Origin of the sequence: Variovorax brevis (assembly GCF_030317105.1) — a bacterium.
Lineage (GTDB): Bacteria > Pseudomonadota > Gammaproteobacteria > Burkholderiales > Burkholderiaceae_C > Variovorax > Variovorax brevis.
On the sequence record NZ_JASZYG010000046.1, the window covers coordinates 1 to 14582 of the forward strand.

The 14582-nt window shown below is 61.5% G+C and carries 12 protein-coding genes; 8 read left to right on the forward strand and 4 right to left on the reverse strand.

The genetic code is table 11. The features are described from left to right. Window positions 1-403 precede the first annotated feature (403 nt). From QTI66_RS38525 to QTI66_RS38545, 5 genes are all read left to right on the forward strand, one after another. Window positions 404-943: a winged helix DNA-binding protein gene (locus QTI66_RS38525; protein ID WP_286565656.1), complete on the forward strand. Its 540-nt coding sequence runs from the start codon at window positions 404-406 to the stop codon at window positions 941-943. A gap of 252 nt (window positions 944-1195) precedes the next feature. Beyond that, window positions 1196-1411: a hypothetical protein gene (locus QTI66_RS38530; protein ID WP_353506289.1), complete on the forward strand. Its 216-nt coding sequence runs from the start codon at window positions 1196-1198 to the stop codon at window positions 1409-1411. 131 nt (window positions 1412-1542) lie between these two features. Next, on the forward strand, window positions 1543-2664 hold the full coding sequence (locus QTI66_RS38535; protein WP_286565658.1) for an LLM class flavin-dependent oxidoreductase: 1122 nt from the start codon (window positions 1543-1545) through the stop codon (window positions 2662-2664). Continuing rightward, complete coding sequence (locus QTI66_RS38540) at window positions 2661-3215, forward strand: flavin reductase family protein (protein WP_286565659.1); 555 nt, start codon at window positions 2661-2663, stop codon at window positions 3213-3215. Before QTI66_RS38535 ends, QTI66_RS38540 begins: the two co-directional genes overlap by 4 nt. Window positions 3216-3268: 53 nt before the next feature. Continuing rightward, window positions 3269-4051 carry a cyclase family protein gene (locus tag QTI66_RS38545; protein ID WP_286565660.1) on the forward strand — a complete coding sequence of 261 codons (783 nt, stop codon included), beginning with the start codon at window positions 3269-3271 and terminating at the stop codon, window positions 4049-4051. 695 nt (window positions 4052-4746) lie between these two features. On the opposite strand, the gene QTI66_RS38550 is transcribed toward QTI66_RS38545, so the two are convergent. The 4 genes from QTI66_RS38550 to QTI66_RS38565 form a co-directional block, all read right to left on the reverse strand. After that, window positions 4747-6246, reverse strand: coding sequence for a tetratricopeptide repeat protein (locus QTI66_RS38550; protein ID WP_286565662.1), 1500 nt, complete (start codon window positions 6244-6246; stop codon window positions 4747-4749). Next, on the reverse strand, window positions 6246-6830 hold the full coding sequence (locus tag QTI66_RS38555; protein ID WP_286565663.1) for a toll/interleukin-1 receptor domain-containing protein: 585 nt from the start codon (window positions 6828-6830) through the stop codon (window positions 6246-6248). Before QTI66_RS38555 ends, QTI66_RS38550 begins: the two co-directional genes overlap by 1 nt. A 300-nt stretch (window positions 6831-7130) precedes the next feature. After that, window positions 7131-7499, reverse strand: a complete 369-nt coding sequence (locus QTI66_RS38560; RefSeq protein ID WP_286565664.1) for a hypothetical protein — start codon at window positions 7497-7499, stop codon at window positions 7131-7133. Window positions 7500-8634: 1135 nt separating this feature from the next. Beyond that, window positions 8635-11376, reverse strand: a complete 2742-nt coding sequence (locus QTI66_RS38565) for an ATP-binding protein (RefSeq protein ID WP_286565665.1) — start codon at window positions 11374-11376, stop codon at window positions 8635-8637. A 312-nt stretch (window positions 11377-11688) separates the two neighbouring features. On the opposite strand from QTI66_RS38565, the gene QTI66_RS38570 reads away from it, so the two are divergent. The 3 genes from QTI66_RS38570 (at window position 11689) to QTI66_RS38580 (ending at window position 13700) form a co-directional block, all read left to right on the forward strand. After that, window positions 11689-11982 carry a hypothetical protein gene (locus tag QTI66_RS38570; RefSeq protein WP_286565666.1) on the forward strand — a complete coding sequence of 98 codons (294 nt, stop codon included), beginning with the start codon at window positions 11689-11691 and terminating at the stop codon, window positions 11980-11982. 103 nt (window positions 11983-12085) lie between these two features. Beyond that, complete coding sequence (locus tag QTI66_RS38575) at window positions 12086-12379, forward strand: helix-turn-helix domain-containing protein (RefSeq protein ID WP_286565668.1); 294 nt, start codon at window positions 12086-12088, stop codon at window positions 12377-12379. Between the two features lie 4 nt (window positions 12380-12383). Beyond that, window positions 12384-13700 carry a type II toxin-antitoxin system HipA family toxin gene (locus tag QTI66_RS38580; RefSeq protein WP_286565669.1) on the forward strand — a complete coding sequence of 439 codons (1317 nt, stop codon included), beginning with the start codon at window positions 12384-12386 and terminating at the stop codon, window positions 13698-13700. Window positions 13701-14582: the final 882 nt, after the last annotated feature.

The window sequence follows — 14582 nt, forward strand, 5'->3', positions numbered from 1 at the left end:
CAGTTTCATGTCGGCCTCCTTCAATGTGGACCATCGGTTGAACTGGAATCCAAACGATAGCCCCGTGAACGGAGGCCGACCTCGTGGGCTAGATGTTTATCAAGTTTCGAGTTAGAGCAGTCGCGCATCTGGCCGCGGTGCCTACGTCAGCTTTCGACCACTGCCGCCGTTAAAGCCTGAAATTTCGAACAGCCGCAACCAGTCTTGAACAGCAGTTCCGCCCGGTCTCTTCAGAGAGCCTTTCGACGCTCGAAAGGCTCCGCCTTGTGCTGTCGCGCGCCTGTCATTCGCTGGTGCGTGGCGTGCCGTTCGAACCCGGCGATGTCTCTACTCCCCTATGATTCGTCGTCATCCGTGCGGCGGAACTCGCCTTCGACCATCACTTGCGCTCACGAACGAATCGATGAAGTCCGAAAAATCAAAGCGTGCCACCGCCCCGCATCACTGGCATCTGGCCGAGGACGATCTCGGTGTTGCGCTGACGGATCTCGAGTACGCCGTGATGCGCACCTACGAGTCGTTCGTGCGATGGCAGGCCGAGTGCCTGGCAGCCGTCACCGGCGCGGCCTTGACCGGTCAGGAAAATGCGCTGCTTCACGTCATTCGCATGCACGATCAAGCGAAGACCATCAAGGATCTTTTGCATCTCACGAACCGCCAGGACGTGCCCAATGTGCAGTACGGCTTGCGCAAGCTGCTCAAGCTGGGCTTCATTGACAAGCAGGGCTCGGGGCGGGCCGGCGTCTACTACGAAGCCACGGCGGAAGGCGTGAAGGTGTGCGACGAGTACGCCAGTTTGCGCAAGAAGTTGTTGCTCGAAGGTGCCAAGCGTCACGCCGACTTCAAGCAACACTCGCGCAGCACCGGAGCCCATCTGGAGCTCCTTGAACGCCTGTACGAATCGGTAACGCGCGAAGCCGCCACATTCCACCGCCGCGGCTGATCGCCCCCGCGAGCCTGATCCGCCTTTTGGCGGCGCCGCATCGGGCGGACGCATTTCTACGCACCTCGCACGAAGTCCGATCACGAGCCAGTTTTGGCCCTGAAACCTCGACTCGGGAAAACCCCCGCATCGAATCGAGGGCGTCTTCCTATACTTCAATCAAATAGAAAGTCTATTTAAAAGTCTATTCAAAAACGCATGATGTCAGCGACGTCCGATCCGGGGTATGCCATGAACATTTGGAGATCCACCGTGAGTGCTCCTCGTCAACCTTGCACCACGCGCCAAGCTTTTGCACTGAGATTCGAATCGCTTGCTGACGAAGGCCGCGCGCTCGCCTTCCCTTGCGACGCAAATGGGCGCGTTGACCTGAATTCACTGGGCGAGCGCGCGCGCATCGACTACCTGTTCGCGCGCGCCGTGACCGGGCGCGAATTCTCGCTGCCGGTGGTGACAGGGTTGCACTGATTACCTGCAGTTCCCATGCCGGACCGCTTGTTCCGACAGGGTAAGCGGCCACCTTGAGGTTTCGCGCTTGCGCAGCGCGAAGTCATTTCTCACCCACGGGCTTCAGGCCCTCGTCAACCGAAGGAATATCCATGAATCGCTTGTTGAATACATCCGACTTTCTGCTGGGCACGTTTGCCTCCAATTGCTCGGGCGGAATGTCCGTCACCAAGGTCGACGAACGTTGGGACAACTCCTGGGACAACAACTTGCGCCTTGCGGTGCTGCTCGACGAGGCCGGCATCGACTTCATGCTGCCGATCGCCCGATGGATTGGGTACGGCGGCGAGACCGACTTTCATGGAAACGTGCTGGAGACCGTCACCTGGGCGGCCGCGTTGCTGGCCCATACCCGGCGCCTGACGGTGTTTGCGACGGTTCATACGGCGGCGAACCATCCGATGGTGGTGGCCAAGCAGATCGCCACGCTTGATCAGGTGGGGGCGGGTCGCGCCGGTCTCAACATCGTTGCCGGATGGAATCGGCCCGAGTACGAAGCGCTCGGCCTGACGCTGGCTGACGATCACAAGACACGCTATGGATACGCCCAGGAGTGGTTCGACATCGTCCAGAAACTGTGGACCCACCCGCGTCCGTTCGACTGGCAGGGCGAGTATTTCAAGCTCAGCAAGGCATACGGCCTTCCTGCTCCGCGCAACGGCCGGCCGCCTATCCTGAACGCCGCGGGCTCAGCCGAAGGGCGCGAGTTCGCCTTGAACAACGCGGACTTCCTGTTCACACCCGCAATCGATCTCGATCGTTCCACCCAGGAGGTCGGCGAGCTGAAGGCCAAGGCGGTCGTACAGGGGCGCAAGGTGGACATACTGACCTTCTCGCATGTCGTGTGCCGGCCCACCGAGCGCGAGGCGAAGGACTACCTCAAGCACTTCGGCAACGAGCACGCCGACTGGGCGGCGGTCGACAACCTGATTGCCCTGCAGTTCGCCAACGCCAAGTCTTTTCCCCATGACTTGTTGGCGCTGATTCGCGACCGGATGGCGGCTGGGCACGGCGGCTATCCGTTGACCGGCACGCCCGAGCAGGTGGCGGATGGCATTTGCGCATTGGCCGCGGCAGGCTTCAAGGGTACGACCCTTTCATTCGTCGATTACGTCGAGGAATTTCCTTACTTCCGCGACCACGTATTGCCCATCCTCGAATCCCGCGGGCTGCGTGCACCGGTGGCGCCCGACCTCGTGCGGTTGGCAGCATGAACCCCGTGCAAGCCACCTCCATGCCGGGCGCGGCGCATTTGTCTGGCCTGGCGGCCGAGCCGTCGGCATTCAAGTCGGCGATGCGCGAACTCGCAGGGGGCGTCAGCATCGTTACGGTGCAAGTCGGGGGTGAGCGCTCCGGCTTTACCGCCACCTCCGTGACCTCTCTCTCAGTCGATCCGCCCACCGTGATCGCCTGCGTCAACCGGATGAGTTCATCGGCATCCCTGCTGTCGAGAACCGATCGCTTCGGCGTGAGCATGCTCACGCAGGCCCAACAGCGAGTGGCGGACCGATTCGCCGGAATGAATGGCGTGACTGGCAGCCAGCGCTACGCAGCCGAACGCTGGATTCAGCTCACCGCGCAGGGCGCACCCGTCATGCTCGACAGCGCGATCTCGCTCGACTGCCGCATCGAGGACATGATCGAAAAGCACTCGCACTGGATCCTGGTCGGACGTGTGATGGCCATTCACCGCGGTGAAGTCGAGGCAGCCCCCCTGGTCTATTGGCGAGGCGGCTATCACCAACTGGCCGACTGCCGTTGCTAGGGCATCGTCCGCGCCGCGCATCGCTCGCACCACATCATCTGCAGACAATCACCATGAACACGAACTCTCTGACACCGTTCCAACGTGCCCTGGCCGCCGACGCGGTGCGCATCGTCGACTTGACCCAAACCTTGTCGCCCTCATTTCCCGCATTGCAACTGCCGCCCCAGTTCGGCCAGGTGTGGTCCTTCAAGATGGAGAAGATTTCGCAGTACGACGACGCCGGACCAGGCTGGTACTGGAACAACTTTTCCTGTGGCGAACACACCGGCACTCACTTCGACGCGCCTGTGCATTGGGTCACCGGCAAGGACCAGGTCAACAACACCGTCGACACGATCGACCCCTCGCGTTTCATTGGACCTGCGGTGGTGGTGGATGCGAGCGCGCAGGTCGCGCTCGACCCTGATTGGCTGTTGACCGTGGACTTCCTCGAGGACTGGGAAGTCAGTCATGGACGCATTCCGGCGGGTGCCTGGGTGCTGTTTCGCACCGACTGGTCCAAGCGCATCGACGATCCAGCAGCATTCGTCAACATGCAGGAGGACGGCGCACACACGCCAGGCCCCACGCAGGAAGCGGTGCAATGGCTGATCGAGGATCGCGAGGTACGGGGATTCGGTGTCGAGACGATCAACACCGATGCGGGCCAGTCCCATGCGTGGCCGGTGGCCTATCCGTGCCACACACTGATGCACGGGTCGAACAGGTATGGCCTGCAATGCCTGACGAACCTGGACCAGTTGCCGCCGACGGGGGCCGTGATCTTCGCCGCGCCTTTGAAGATCGAGGGCGGCTCCGGCAGTCCGCTGCGCGTACTTGCGCTGGTGGGGTGACGCGATCGACTCGCAGTTAAACCCTGCGCTCAGCCCAGACGATCTTCGCTCGGCGTCTTTTCCGTCCAGCCTGGCAAACGACCAATTCTGGACGGCACACCCTTGAGGCACGGACGGCCGGTCTGGGTCGCCTCCCGCGATTCAAGAGCGGCTCTGCAGCGTCAGCTGTCTTTGGGCTGCGCTCGACGAACTCACGCTGTGAGGCTGCCTCCTGTCGTTCCAAGGCCAAGAAGGCCCGGTATGAAGGACCGGTTCGAAGGTATTGCAGTCGTCCCCCCAGCATTCCTGGGGCCACCGCTATCGCAGAAGTCGAATGTCTGCTTTTTTGGCCACCCAACTGGTGGTCGGGGCCCATTGCTGTATTTCGACTTCCTGGCCTGAACTTCGGCACCGCAGCGGTTGCGGTCTTTGCGGATCGCTCGACGAACTCACACTGCGAGGCCGCTTCCTGTCGTTCCAAGGCCAAGAAGGGTTCGGTATGAAGGACCGGTTCAAAGGTATTGCGGTCGTAGGTCGGCAGCGTCCCTACAGCGAGCCCGCTATCGCAGGGTTGAACGACCGCTTTCTTGGCCACTCAACTGGTCGTCGGGGCCCGAGGCGGAAATTCAAGGCGCCTAGGTCGACGGCAAAAAGCAGTCCTTCAACGTTTAAGTCTAGCGGCGGCGCGCTCATGAGATGTCCGCGGGAGCGAAGGATCAGACGCCGTCTGGGCTGCCCGGGTTTTCAATTGAACGCACGGCTTCGCGAAGTTGCATTGTTGATTCATGAAGGGGCCCAAGTGCGCGTTCCATGATAGCTTCCGCCCTCTTGTACAACGCCAGAGCGGACTCCGTTTCGCCCATGTGCAGGTTAGCGATCGCCAAATTCGCCAAGACAATTGCAGTATTTGGATGATCCTCGCCTATTAGTCCTGAGTAGGCACTCAGCACTCGTTCCAGTAGGGAACGGGCTTCGCTGACCTGACCTTCCGACAGAAGAGTGCCCGCTAGATTGTTCATAGCAGTCAGCGCGTCAGGATGTTGCGCTCCAAGGGTACGCAAACTGACCTCCAGGACCTGCTCTTGAAGGCTGCGCGCCGCTTCTAGGTCGCCTTGCGCTCGCAGCGCACTGGCAAGATTATTCATAGACGTCAACGTACTCGGATGCTCACTGCCCAGGATGCGTCGCCGGATCGTCAGCACCTCTTCCTGAAGTTTGCGAGCTCCCGCCAAGTCGCCGGTGTCCGCCAGTGTTGCGGCCAAATTGCTTTGAGACGTAAGTGTGTCCGGGTGCTCTCTTCCAAGCTCCTCTGTACGCAAGGCCAAGACTCGCTCTTGAAGAGAGCGAGCGCCCGCCAAGTCTCCGAGGCTTGAAAGCGTACCTGCCAAGTTGTTCATTGCCAGCAAGGTACTCGGATGTTCTGTACCCAGCACTCGAATGCTGGTTTCAAGAACCTCAATTTGCAGCGCCTTCGCTGCGCTGAGGTCTCCTCGGAACTCATGCACGGTCGCTAAGTTGCTAAGGTCGGCAGCAGTCTTGGGGTCATCCCTCCCGTAAGCGCCGACATTGATATCAAGGGCGTTTCGTATACAACGCTCGGCGTTATTTACATCCCCGATTGCGAGATAGCTCACTCCAAGCTTGCGCTGAATCCTTGCAACAACCGGATGCGAACTTCCATGAATAGCGTTGGCAACGAGCAAGGCCTTCTCGTACGGCGAAACTGAGCCAGTCCAGTCGCCGGCCTCACGCAAACGATCCCCGATCTCCTCAGAATCCACCAATTCTCCCGAGGTCGGATCCTTAGTTAGCGCCGCAGCAAGACGCTTGAGTCTTATGCTTTCGCTACTTGTATTCCTCAAGTCGATAGCTTGATACTCACGAAGAGCGGCAGGGAGCGCTTCGATTGCCGATCCGGGAAGCAACACCGGGATGACGCGAAAGTTCTCATCAGCCGTCGCGCGATCAAGTATGGTGCGAAGCTCCAGTGATTGCCACTTACCCAGGGTACTGCCACCAACGAGCATCAAGACTGACCTCGAGTGGGCAATAGCCTCGCGTAGCTGGCTTTCCCATCGAGTTCCGGGAACCAGTGCCGTTTCATCGAACCACACGGATACGTCTGCGTCTGATAGAAGTCGATAGAGATCTCGCGCCGCTTCCTTGTCATTAGATGCGTAGCTTAGAAAGACGTCGAACGAATGAGCTTGTGCCATCAGAGTGCTCCGCCTTCATCCAACCATTGGTCAAGGATCTTTCGTTCGAATTCGATGATCACCTCCTCGTGCACTCCAAGGGATCTGAAGCGCGCCAACTGACCGATTTGCTGTTCGTACTGTCTCAGTTTTCCGTTCGCACCTCGGTTCGCTTCTGGCGGCCAACGACCCACTGGTTCTCCGAGTATTCCCTGCCTGAGTACATGCAGGGCAAAGGCCTGGTCTTGTCCGTCTCGGAAGTCCGCCCAAGTGCGCATTGAAAGGAATCCAGGAATTGAAGCTGGGTCCGCGTCCGGCAATAGGACCGGAATTACCCGAAAGTCCGGATTGCGCACCTGAAGATCAAGTGCGCGCTGAATCTCTTCGTTGAACCATCCGTGCGGCGTGTTGGCACCAATGAAGACTGCGCAGCTATTTGCTTCCTCTAACCCACGCGCCATAGCTTGCTGCCAGCTTTGGCCTGGTACCAACACCCATCGATCGAGCCAGACAGCAAGACCGAGCTCGTCCTCTAGTCGACGCGCCAAGTCCTCGACCCACACCGCATCGTCGTGTGAATGGCTCAGAAACGAGTTGGTGCGCATGCTGGAACTGCAATGTACGCCAAGCCGTACCGCCGCTCAACGGTTGTGCGCCCGAAAGCGGGCTTCAACGGAAGACCGGTCATGGCCGCGAGTACCAGTTCGCGGACGTGCGTGCCAGCCGACCTTCGGCGTGATCGTCCGGGTAACCAAGGACAACTATCGGCGAGGTTGGCTAACAGGCAGTCCCGGCCATGAGCGGGCACTCGCGACCGTCCGGTTATGGCGCCCGGATCTTCGGGTTCGCTGGCCTGCAGGCGGCGCGGAAGGCCTCGACGTTTCAGCCCTTTGGCATCGGGTTATTCACGGCAGGAATTGGCATTGTTCCAAAATGGGCGTTCCTGCAATAACCATTGACACAATGCAAGTGAACTGAATCTTCTCGCCTGTATGGAGGGCCTCGGCCCTTTCGGCGAAGTAAATGGCAAAGCGAAGGGTTGCACGGTCAAAACTTGAACCACCAACCTTGGGTGCGACGGATATTGATACGCTCCCATCCCAGGTCCTTTTGCCGGGAGAGGAGACATAGGCCTCCCAATAAATGCGCTTCTTGACTAGTTGATTTGCCAACTCTTTCGCTTTGTCCGGGGGTGCGTTTTTTGACTGAATTAGTTCTTCTAGCGTGAGGGAAGAGTAGTCATTGCTCGCCTTGACCTCGGCAAGAGTCAGCACGTTCACTCCTTCTATACGTAGGGGCATCGCATCGGGTCCCTTGTCACCCCTGGGCCCGACTTCACCCGTTGGGCCTTTGTCGCCTCGCAGTCCAGGGTCGCCACTTGGGCCCTTATCCCCAATTGGGCCCTTTTCACCCTTCGGCCCGACTTCACCCGTTGGGCCTTTGTCGCCACCAGGGCCCTTTTCGCCGCGAGGCCCTTGATCTCCGGATGGACCCTTGTCTCCCGGAGTGCCCTTGAGGGTGGTTGCACTCACGAGCTGTATCTGTCGCTGAACTTCTCGTTCCACTCGAGTGTCGAGCCATGACGAAAATGCCACAGTTCCAACTACGCCCATGACCACCATGCCTATGGCGAACCAGACGAGGTTCGAATCGAGCCTATCTCTGAGTTTCGCTGGCTGTGTCGTTGGTACTACGGCATTCAAGGCAGCTTCCTCCAATGTTGGTGCCGATCGGAGGGCAATCTCGTCAATGGCCGGCAGGCCAGCTGGTCCAAGGTTTCCGGAAGTAGTCATTGCGCCACATAAACGGAAATTTGCCAAGTTGGTGGCGGCGTGCCGTCGGCCTGCACTGCAGGCCGGAGGTGTCCCGGCACTACCCGGCTTACCCCGGCACACGGATTCCTTCACGGAACCTGAGCTGATGTCGTCGACACGGTCGAACCACCGTCGCTCTTGTCCACTGCAACTTCCGGCTTTCCGGCGGCGATTTCGTGCCTGTGAATGTCGCTGATGGGCCCCGAGCGCCATATCGCGCCATGCCAAACCTGCCGTTCAACGCGATTTCGGTTGACCGTTCCAAGGGTCGCCATTGGAAGTCAGGTTTCGAGGTACAGCAGTCGAGGATCGGGCTATGGTGGCTACGTCAGCTTGCAGTCGCTGCTGCCGCTCAGTTTGAAAACTCGAACAGCCGCAACCAGTCCTGGACTGCCGTACGACCGGCGTGACTCGAGGACTGCTCATGGCCGCGAGTTCCAATTCGCGGCCTCGTCTGCCAGCTGACCTTTCGCCGCAACCGCCTGGTTGACCAAGGACAGCTTTCGGCGACCTTGACGAACAGGCAGTCTCGGCCAAAACGAGTCGTTCACGAATGGCCGCTTACCGGCGATGCGCCAAGTCGCTGTTGGTGTCTCTATGCCCCGACTGGGAAGGCCATGGCGATCACCTCCTTTGCGCTGAGTCGGGAACCCTCATCGCGAAGCCGACCGAGCGCCTCGGTGTCCAGACCCGTCTTGATGATGGCGAGTGCGTCTTCGTGGCAGCGCTCTGTCAGCGTGGTCAAGCGTTCGTGGTTGGGCCCCAAGCGGTTGTCGATGTAGACAATCGTCTTCGCTGCTTCGACTAACCGGCCCTGGCGCGCGAGCAGCTGCGCGATGTAGCAGAACAACCAGACAGCCGGACCTGCCGTGTGCGTGATCATGGTCGTCGCAGTCCGCAACGAGATCCCAGCCGCTTCGAGATCGCCAAGCCCAACGAGTGCCAAGCTGCGCCAAGCGAGGAGATATGCGCGTACGTAGGTGCATTCAAGCGCCGTTGACCCGCCAAGAAGATCGTCACATCGATGCAACGCGGACGCAAAGTCGCCCGCTTCCAGGTCGAAATGTGGAAGCAGGAGTTCGCACCCGTCCCCGTAATAGCTGTCTCCTCTAAGATGGCTCTGCAGGACAGAGTCAACGAGCTTTCGCGCCTCCTCCGGTCTGCGCTCAACGGAGTATTCGCAAATTGCCTTGCACCAGGCGACGGCAAATTGCAGCCACGACGGCCAAGCCGGGTCAAGCAGCGCATCCATCTCGGTCAGCGCTCTTTTCGCCGCCGCACGATCGGCGAGAAATGCGAGATGGTACGTAGCTGATGTCAATGACATGAACACCCAGAATCGATCGCCCAGGCTGCGAAACAGCTCGGCGGCCTTGAGCCCCGCCTCGGCCTGACGCTTCGTGCCGGTCTGCATTCGCAGGTTCGAGACCGCGAACCAGAAACGGGCAGCCAGTCGAGGCGGCGTCGCTTCGTCCACCCACGGCACGATGGCCCGGTACAAGCGCGCACCTTCGTCGTTGAAGCCCTGAGCATCCCAGAGCATGTCGGTGGCAGCGGCGAGCGCCACGGCGATCTGGCGAGCGCCGCCGGGTCCCATAGCCCAGGCCGCGGCCGCGCGGACGTTGTCCAGATCGGGCGCGATGCGACGCATCCGCGCCAGCGGCTCCTCGAAGGGATCATCACCAGTCAAGGTGTCGGCGATCGCCTGCGCATGGCGCCTGCGGATCGCTTCGAGTGATCCTGCAGCGGCCAGCCGCTCCAGCGCGAAAGCCCGGCTGCTCTCGAGCAGCCGATAGCGCTTTGTTTGCCCGCCCTCGACGAGGACCAGCGACTTGTCCACCAGGGAGGCCAGGTGATCGAGCACCGCCCAGGTATCGATCGCCTCGTCGGCCGCCACCTGCTGGGCAGCCTCCAGCGAGAACGTGCCCATGAACACGCCGAGCCGATCGAACACCGTCTGCTCCACTGCGGTCAGCAACCCGTGGCTCCACTGCAGCGCCGCGCGCAGCGTCTGATGCCTTGGCAGTGCCGTGCGGCTGCCTGTTCCCAGCAGCTTCAAGCGCTCGTACAGCCGCTGACGCACCCCGCGCACCCCCAGCAGCGACACCCGCGCCGCGGCCAGCTCTATCGCGAGTGCCATCCCGTCGAGCCGCCGGCAGATCTCTACCACGTCGTCCACGTTCCCGGCGTCCACGGCGAAGCCGGCATCGACGGCCTGCGCGCGTGCAACGAACAACTGCACCGCGCCGTATCCAAGCGCTGCCCTCGCGTCCGCGCTCGGGGGCACCGCCAGCGCGTTGAGCCGACTGATCTGCTCCTGAGCAATGTGCAGCGGTTCCTGGCTCGTGACGAGCAGCCGCACGCCCGGGGCGCCCGCCACGATCTGCGCGGCCAGCTCGGCCACCGCTTCAAGCAGGTGCTCGCAGTTGTCCAGCACCAGCAGCAGACGCTGGTCCCTGAGCACCTGAACCAGGGACGCGAGTGCGGTCTCCTTCACCGCCATGGGGTGCCCCAGCACCCGCGCCACGGTGGGCACCACCAGCTGCGCCTCTGCTAGCGGGGCCAGTTCCACGATCCAGGCGCCGTCGGCATGGCTGCCGCGCACGGCGTGCGCCACCGCCTGCGCCGCCCGAGTCTTGCCGATCCCTCCAGGGCCCACCACGCTTACCACGCGATGGAGCTCCAGCAGCCGGACCAGCGCCGCGACGTCCTCCGCGCGTCCATACAACGGTGGCAGCCGCGTCGACAGATTGCCCAAGGCCTGGGTCGATGGGGTTGCCGAGCGAGGTGCTTGCGGCGCGGCCTCCCAGTCGGTGGAGATTCCAAACGCATGCAGCGGCTGCCCGATGTTGCGCACCGCATGCTGGCCCTGGTCCACGAAGCTATGAGCGGCCCGGTCGCCCAGCGTGGTGCGCACCGAGTCCGATACCGAGATGCCGCCCTCGAGCGCCAGCGCCTGCAGTCGCGCCGCCACGTTCACCCCGTGGCCGTAGACCGAGCCGTCGGGCTTCTCGATGACGTCGCCCAGGTGGACGCCGATGCGAAAGCGGAGATGGGCCGCCTCCGGTTGGCCAGTGTCCGCGCACGCGAGCTGTCGCTGTACGGCCACGGCCGCATCGACTGCGCCGGCGGCGGTCTCGAATACCGCCAGCACTGAGTCGCCGGCCGTATCGACAATGCGCCCACCATGTTCGGCGACGCGCTCGCGAAAGACTTGGCGCGCTGCATCGAGCTCGGCCACAGTCGCGAACTCGTCCTGCGCCATCCGGCGCGAATACCCCGACGCGTCAGCGCAGAGGATCGCCATCAACCGATGCCGCAAGGCTGAATCGTTCACAAGGCACCCCCGACTGCTGCGAAGCGGCATCGTAGTCCTAGCGTGGGGACGTGTCACTGAAGAGCGAGGCATAAGCTGAGACTTCAGCGCCTTGCAGAACAACAGCTTGCGAGCGCCCTGAAGTCATAAGTAAGAAGGCGGCAGGCATAAGCTGAGAAAGTCCTTCTGGACACTGGAAAACCTGATTGCTTGTCCAGTGGTGCGCAAAGTGCGATGCCGTCTCTGGGACCCGGTTGTGGCCCACAGAATCCCAACAGGCTCAGTGCGCCGAACTCTTCATCCATTCCGGCGTGCGCGACCGCCTGCCAGGCCATGTGCGACGCACGCATCAGATCGCCCCTGGCGCCGCTGGAGCGGCCATCACTCGCCAAAGCGAAGCACTTCCGCTTCACGTCCGGCCAGCCCCCTGAGCGCCGGCGAGGTGAAATCGTGCTTCTTTCGCCGACCGGCCAGGGCACATTGCCGGAAGGAACCTATTGGGAAGGCCCGCTGAACAAATCGCACAGCTCCAGGCTTGATGAGATATTTCGCTCTTATTTTGATTATTTGAACGCCAAACAACCTATATTTGGTGTATCTACACTCTCTCTCGACGGGTTCTGGTGAAATGCGTAACATCACCATTATTTTGCGTAAGTGAGCCGATCTCAACCCATATAGGGGCGCTCTCATGTCCTCTACACCAATCCCATCCCCCGTGGTGCACGCCATGGAGCGCTTCGGCCACAACATCTCGCTGGCCCGGCGTCGGCGCAACCTCACTCAGGTTGATCTGGCTGCGCGTATCGGCGTGACGGTCAACACCGTGCGCCGGCTCGAAGCCGGCCACCCGGGCGTGGCGCTGCAGCACATCGCGCGGGCACTGCAGGTGTTCGGCGAACTGGAGAAGCTCGAGGCCTTGATGGACACCGCCCACGACAGTATCGGAATGGCTCTCCAGGACGAGAAGCTGCCGAAGATCATCCAGCCGCCTCGGGGCCGCAAGAACGCAGGAGCTTTCTGAGACCATGGCCAAACTAGCTGCAGCAGCGAAGGGCTTCAAGCCCGCATCCACCCGGGTCGATCTGGCGCTCCACCTGGGAAATGCCGGCATACCGCTCGGCAAGCTCATCTACCAGAAGGATGGCGCGCGCGAGTTCTCGCAGTTCGCCTACGACGCGGCCTGGCGAGCGTCTGCCGACTTCTTCACAGTGTCTCCTGACGTGCTGAACGCACCGGGCTTCCAGCAGTTCAAACCAGCCGGGAAGGAAGAGTCGTGCTTCTTCAAGGCGCTGGCCGACACCGAGCCCGATGACTGGGGCCGCCGCGTCATCGCGCGGGCCCATGCCAAGGCTCGCGAGAAGGACACCAGCCTGCCGGCGCTGACCACGCTGGACTTCCTGTGCCACGTTGAGGATTTCAGCCGCATGGGCGCGCTGCGCCTGCATGACACGAAGACCTACCTGCGCACCTCCGCGCAGGGCCGGCGCCAGACGCCGCCGCTGCTGGAACTCGGGCGCATGCTCACAGCCTCTCGCGCGGTCGAGGAGAATCAGGAAACGCAGGAAGACCTGCGCTACCTGCAGGGCAAGGGCACCTCGCTGGGCGGCATGCGACCAAAGTGCACCGTGCTCGACGAAGACGGCTTCCTGGCCATGAGCAAGTTCCCGAGCGTGAAGGACGAGCGAAGCATCACGCGCGGCGAAGTGCTGGCACTGCAACTGGCTAAGTTGGCGGGCATCGACGTCGCCCGGGCTCGCGTGCAGATGGTAGGAGCCATCCCGGTGGCCATCATCCGCCGGTTCGACAGAACCGCTGAAGACGGCCGCATCCCCTACATGTCGGGCACGACGCTGCTCCAGGCCAAGCGTGGCGAGGAGCGCGCGTACACCGAGGTCATCGACGAACTGCGCGGCATCAGCCAGGACTTCCAGAAGGACGCCCGCGAGCTGTGGCGCCGCCTGGTATTCAACCACCTCATCACCAACGTGGACGACCACCTGCACAACATCGGCCTGCTGTATGTCGGCCGCAAGCAGTGGACGCTGTCGCCGGCCTTCGACCTGAACCCGTTCCCGGACAAGGACCGAGAATCCAAGACCTGGCTCAGCGAGGACACCGGGCCCATCACCTCAGTGGACCAGCTCATGGGCCAGGCCGCACGGTTCGAGTTGGCAACCACGCAGGATGCGCTGAAAGTGCTGGGTGAGGTTGTTAAGGCCGTGCAGCAATGGCGCACGCTGGCGACATCCTCGGCCATCGGGCTCACCCAGCAGGAGCTGGGAGCCTTTGCGCCAGCGTTCGAGCACGAAGCACTGGTGGAAGCGCTGCAACTGCTCGCCTGAAAATGAAAGGCCGCCTCGACGGCAAATCCAGGCGATCAAATCTTCATAGTCCGGCTCGTACGCCTCAACTTCTCCGAAATCGAGGTCCACGTCCAGTACCTGAAGCTCTACGCGCCGCACAGCGGACAGGATCGTTGCCGAGAGCGCACCGGTGGGGTGAGGCCGGGAACTCGACGCGAAAGGCAGCACCCGCTGAAGAGGAGCCGACCAGCGAAGCCAGCCCGTATCACCGAACGAGGTGTCCGAGTCTGCCAAGACCGGCACTTGGCGCGTTACCTGGCAGATCGAGCGCCAGCCCGAATCGACACCCCCATTCCCATGGAGAAGCCAAAACAGCCGCTAATTTTTGATAGCTAAGCGATCAAAAATCAAAACCCACAAATTTCTCAACCTATGGGTCCGGACTTTCTCAGCTTATGCCTATCACTTCAGTCACCCTTGTAGCCGCGCGAGGCTGGCATCAAGGTCGGCACGCACCGCGCCTAGTTTGGCCGCCGTCACAACGGGTGACGTGGGACTGGCGGTCACCACGGCGCGCACCGCCGGACCGCTCGCCTCCGTTATCAGCAAGGCGTGTGGATTCGAACCAGCCAGCGCCCTACATCGGCGACTCGCGCGAGCCCGGAAGATGCACGATATTGAGAGACCGCTTTCTGCCAGCGAATTCGTCGCCTCGGTTGACCGGAGTGGGCCCCGACCGCCAGTTCGCGACATGCCAAAGCGGCCGTTCAACAACACGATTTCGTCTGCCTGCATGCGACCTGTAATCGAAGGTCACCCATTAGCCGTCTCCGTCAATAGGGAAGTCCGCATCCTGCGACTTTCCCCGCATGTTCCTGCCTCGCACCGTCTGCGAATCACGCGTACCGCCGCACACTTGGT

Bases quoted from the DNA above. Each gene is read 5' to 3' on its own strand.
- QTI66_RS38525 (WP_286565656.1), top strand. From the start codon at position 404: ATGAAGTCCGAAAAATCAAAGCGTGCCACCGCCCCGCATCACTGGCAT.
- QTI66_RS38535 (WP_286565658.1), top strand. From the start codon at position 1,543: ATGAATCGCTTGTTGAATACATCCGACTTTCTGCTGGGCACGTTTGCC.
- QTI66_RS38540 (WP_286565659.1), top strand. From the start codon at position 2,661: ATGAACCCCGTGCAAGCCACCTCCATGCCGGGCGCGGCGCATTTGTCT.
- QTI66_RS38545 (WP_286565660.1), top strand. From the start codon at position 3,269: ATGAACACGAACTCTCTGACACCGTTCCAACGTGCCCTGGCCGCCGAC.
- QTI66_RS38550 (WP_286565662.1), bottom strand. From the start codon at position 6,246: ATGGCACAAGCTCATTCGTTCGACGTCTTTCTAAGCTACGCATCTAAT.
- QTI66_RS38555 (WP_286565663.1), bottom strand. From the start codon at position 6,830: ATGCGCACCAACTCGTTTCTGAGCCATTCACACGACGATGCGGTGTGG.
- QTI66_RS38570 (WP_286565666.1), top strand. From the start codon at position 11,689: ATGTGCGACGCACGCATCAGATCGCCCCTGGCGCCGCTGGAGCGGCCA.
- QTI66_RS38575 (WP_286565668.1), top strand. From the start codon at position 12,086: ATGGAGCGCTTCGGCCACAACATCTCGCTGGCCCGGCGTCGGCGCAAC.
- QTI66_RS38580 (WP_286565669.1), top strand. From the start codon at position 12,384: ATGGCCAAACTAGCTGCAGCAGCGAAGGGCTTCAAGCCCGCATCCACC.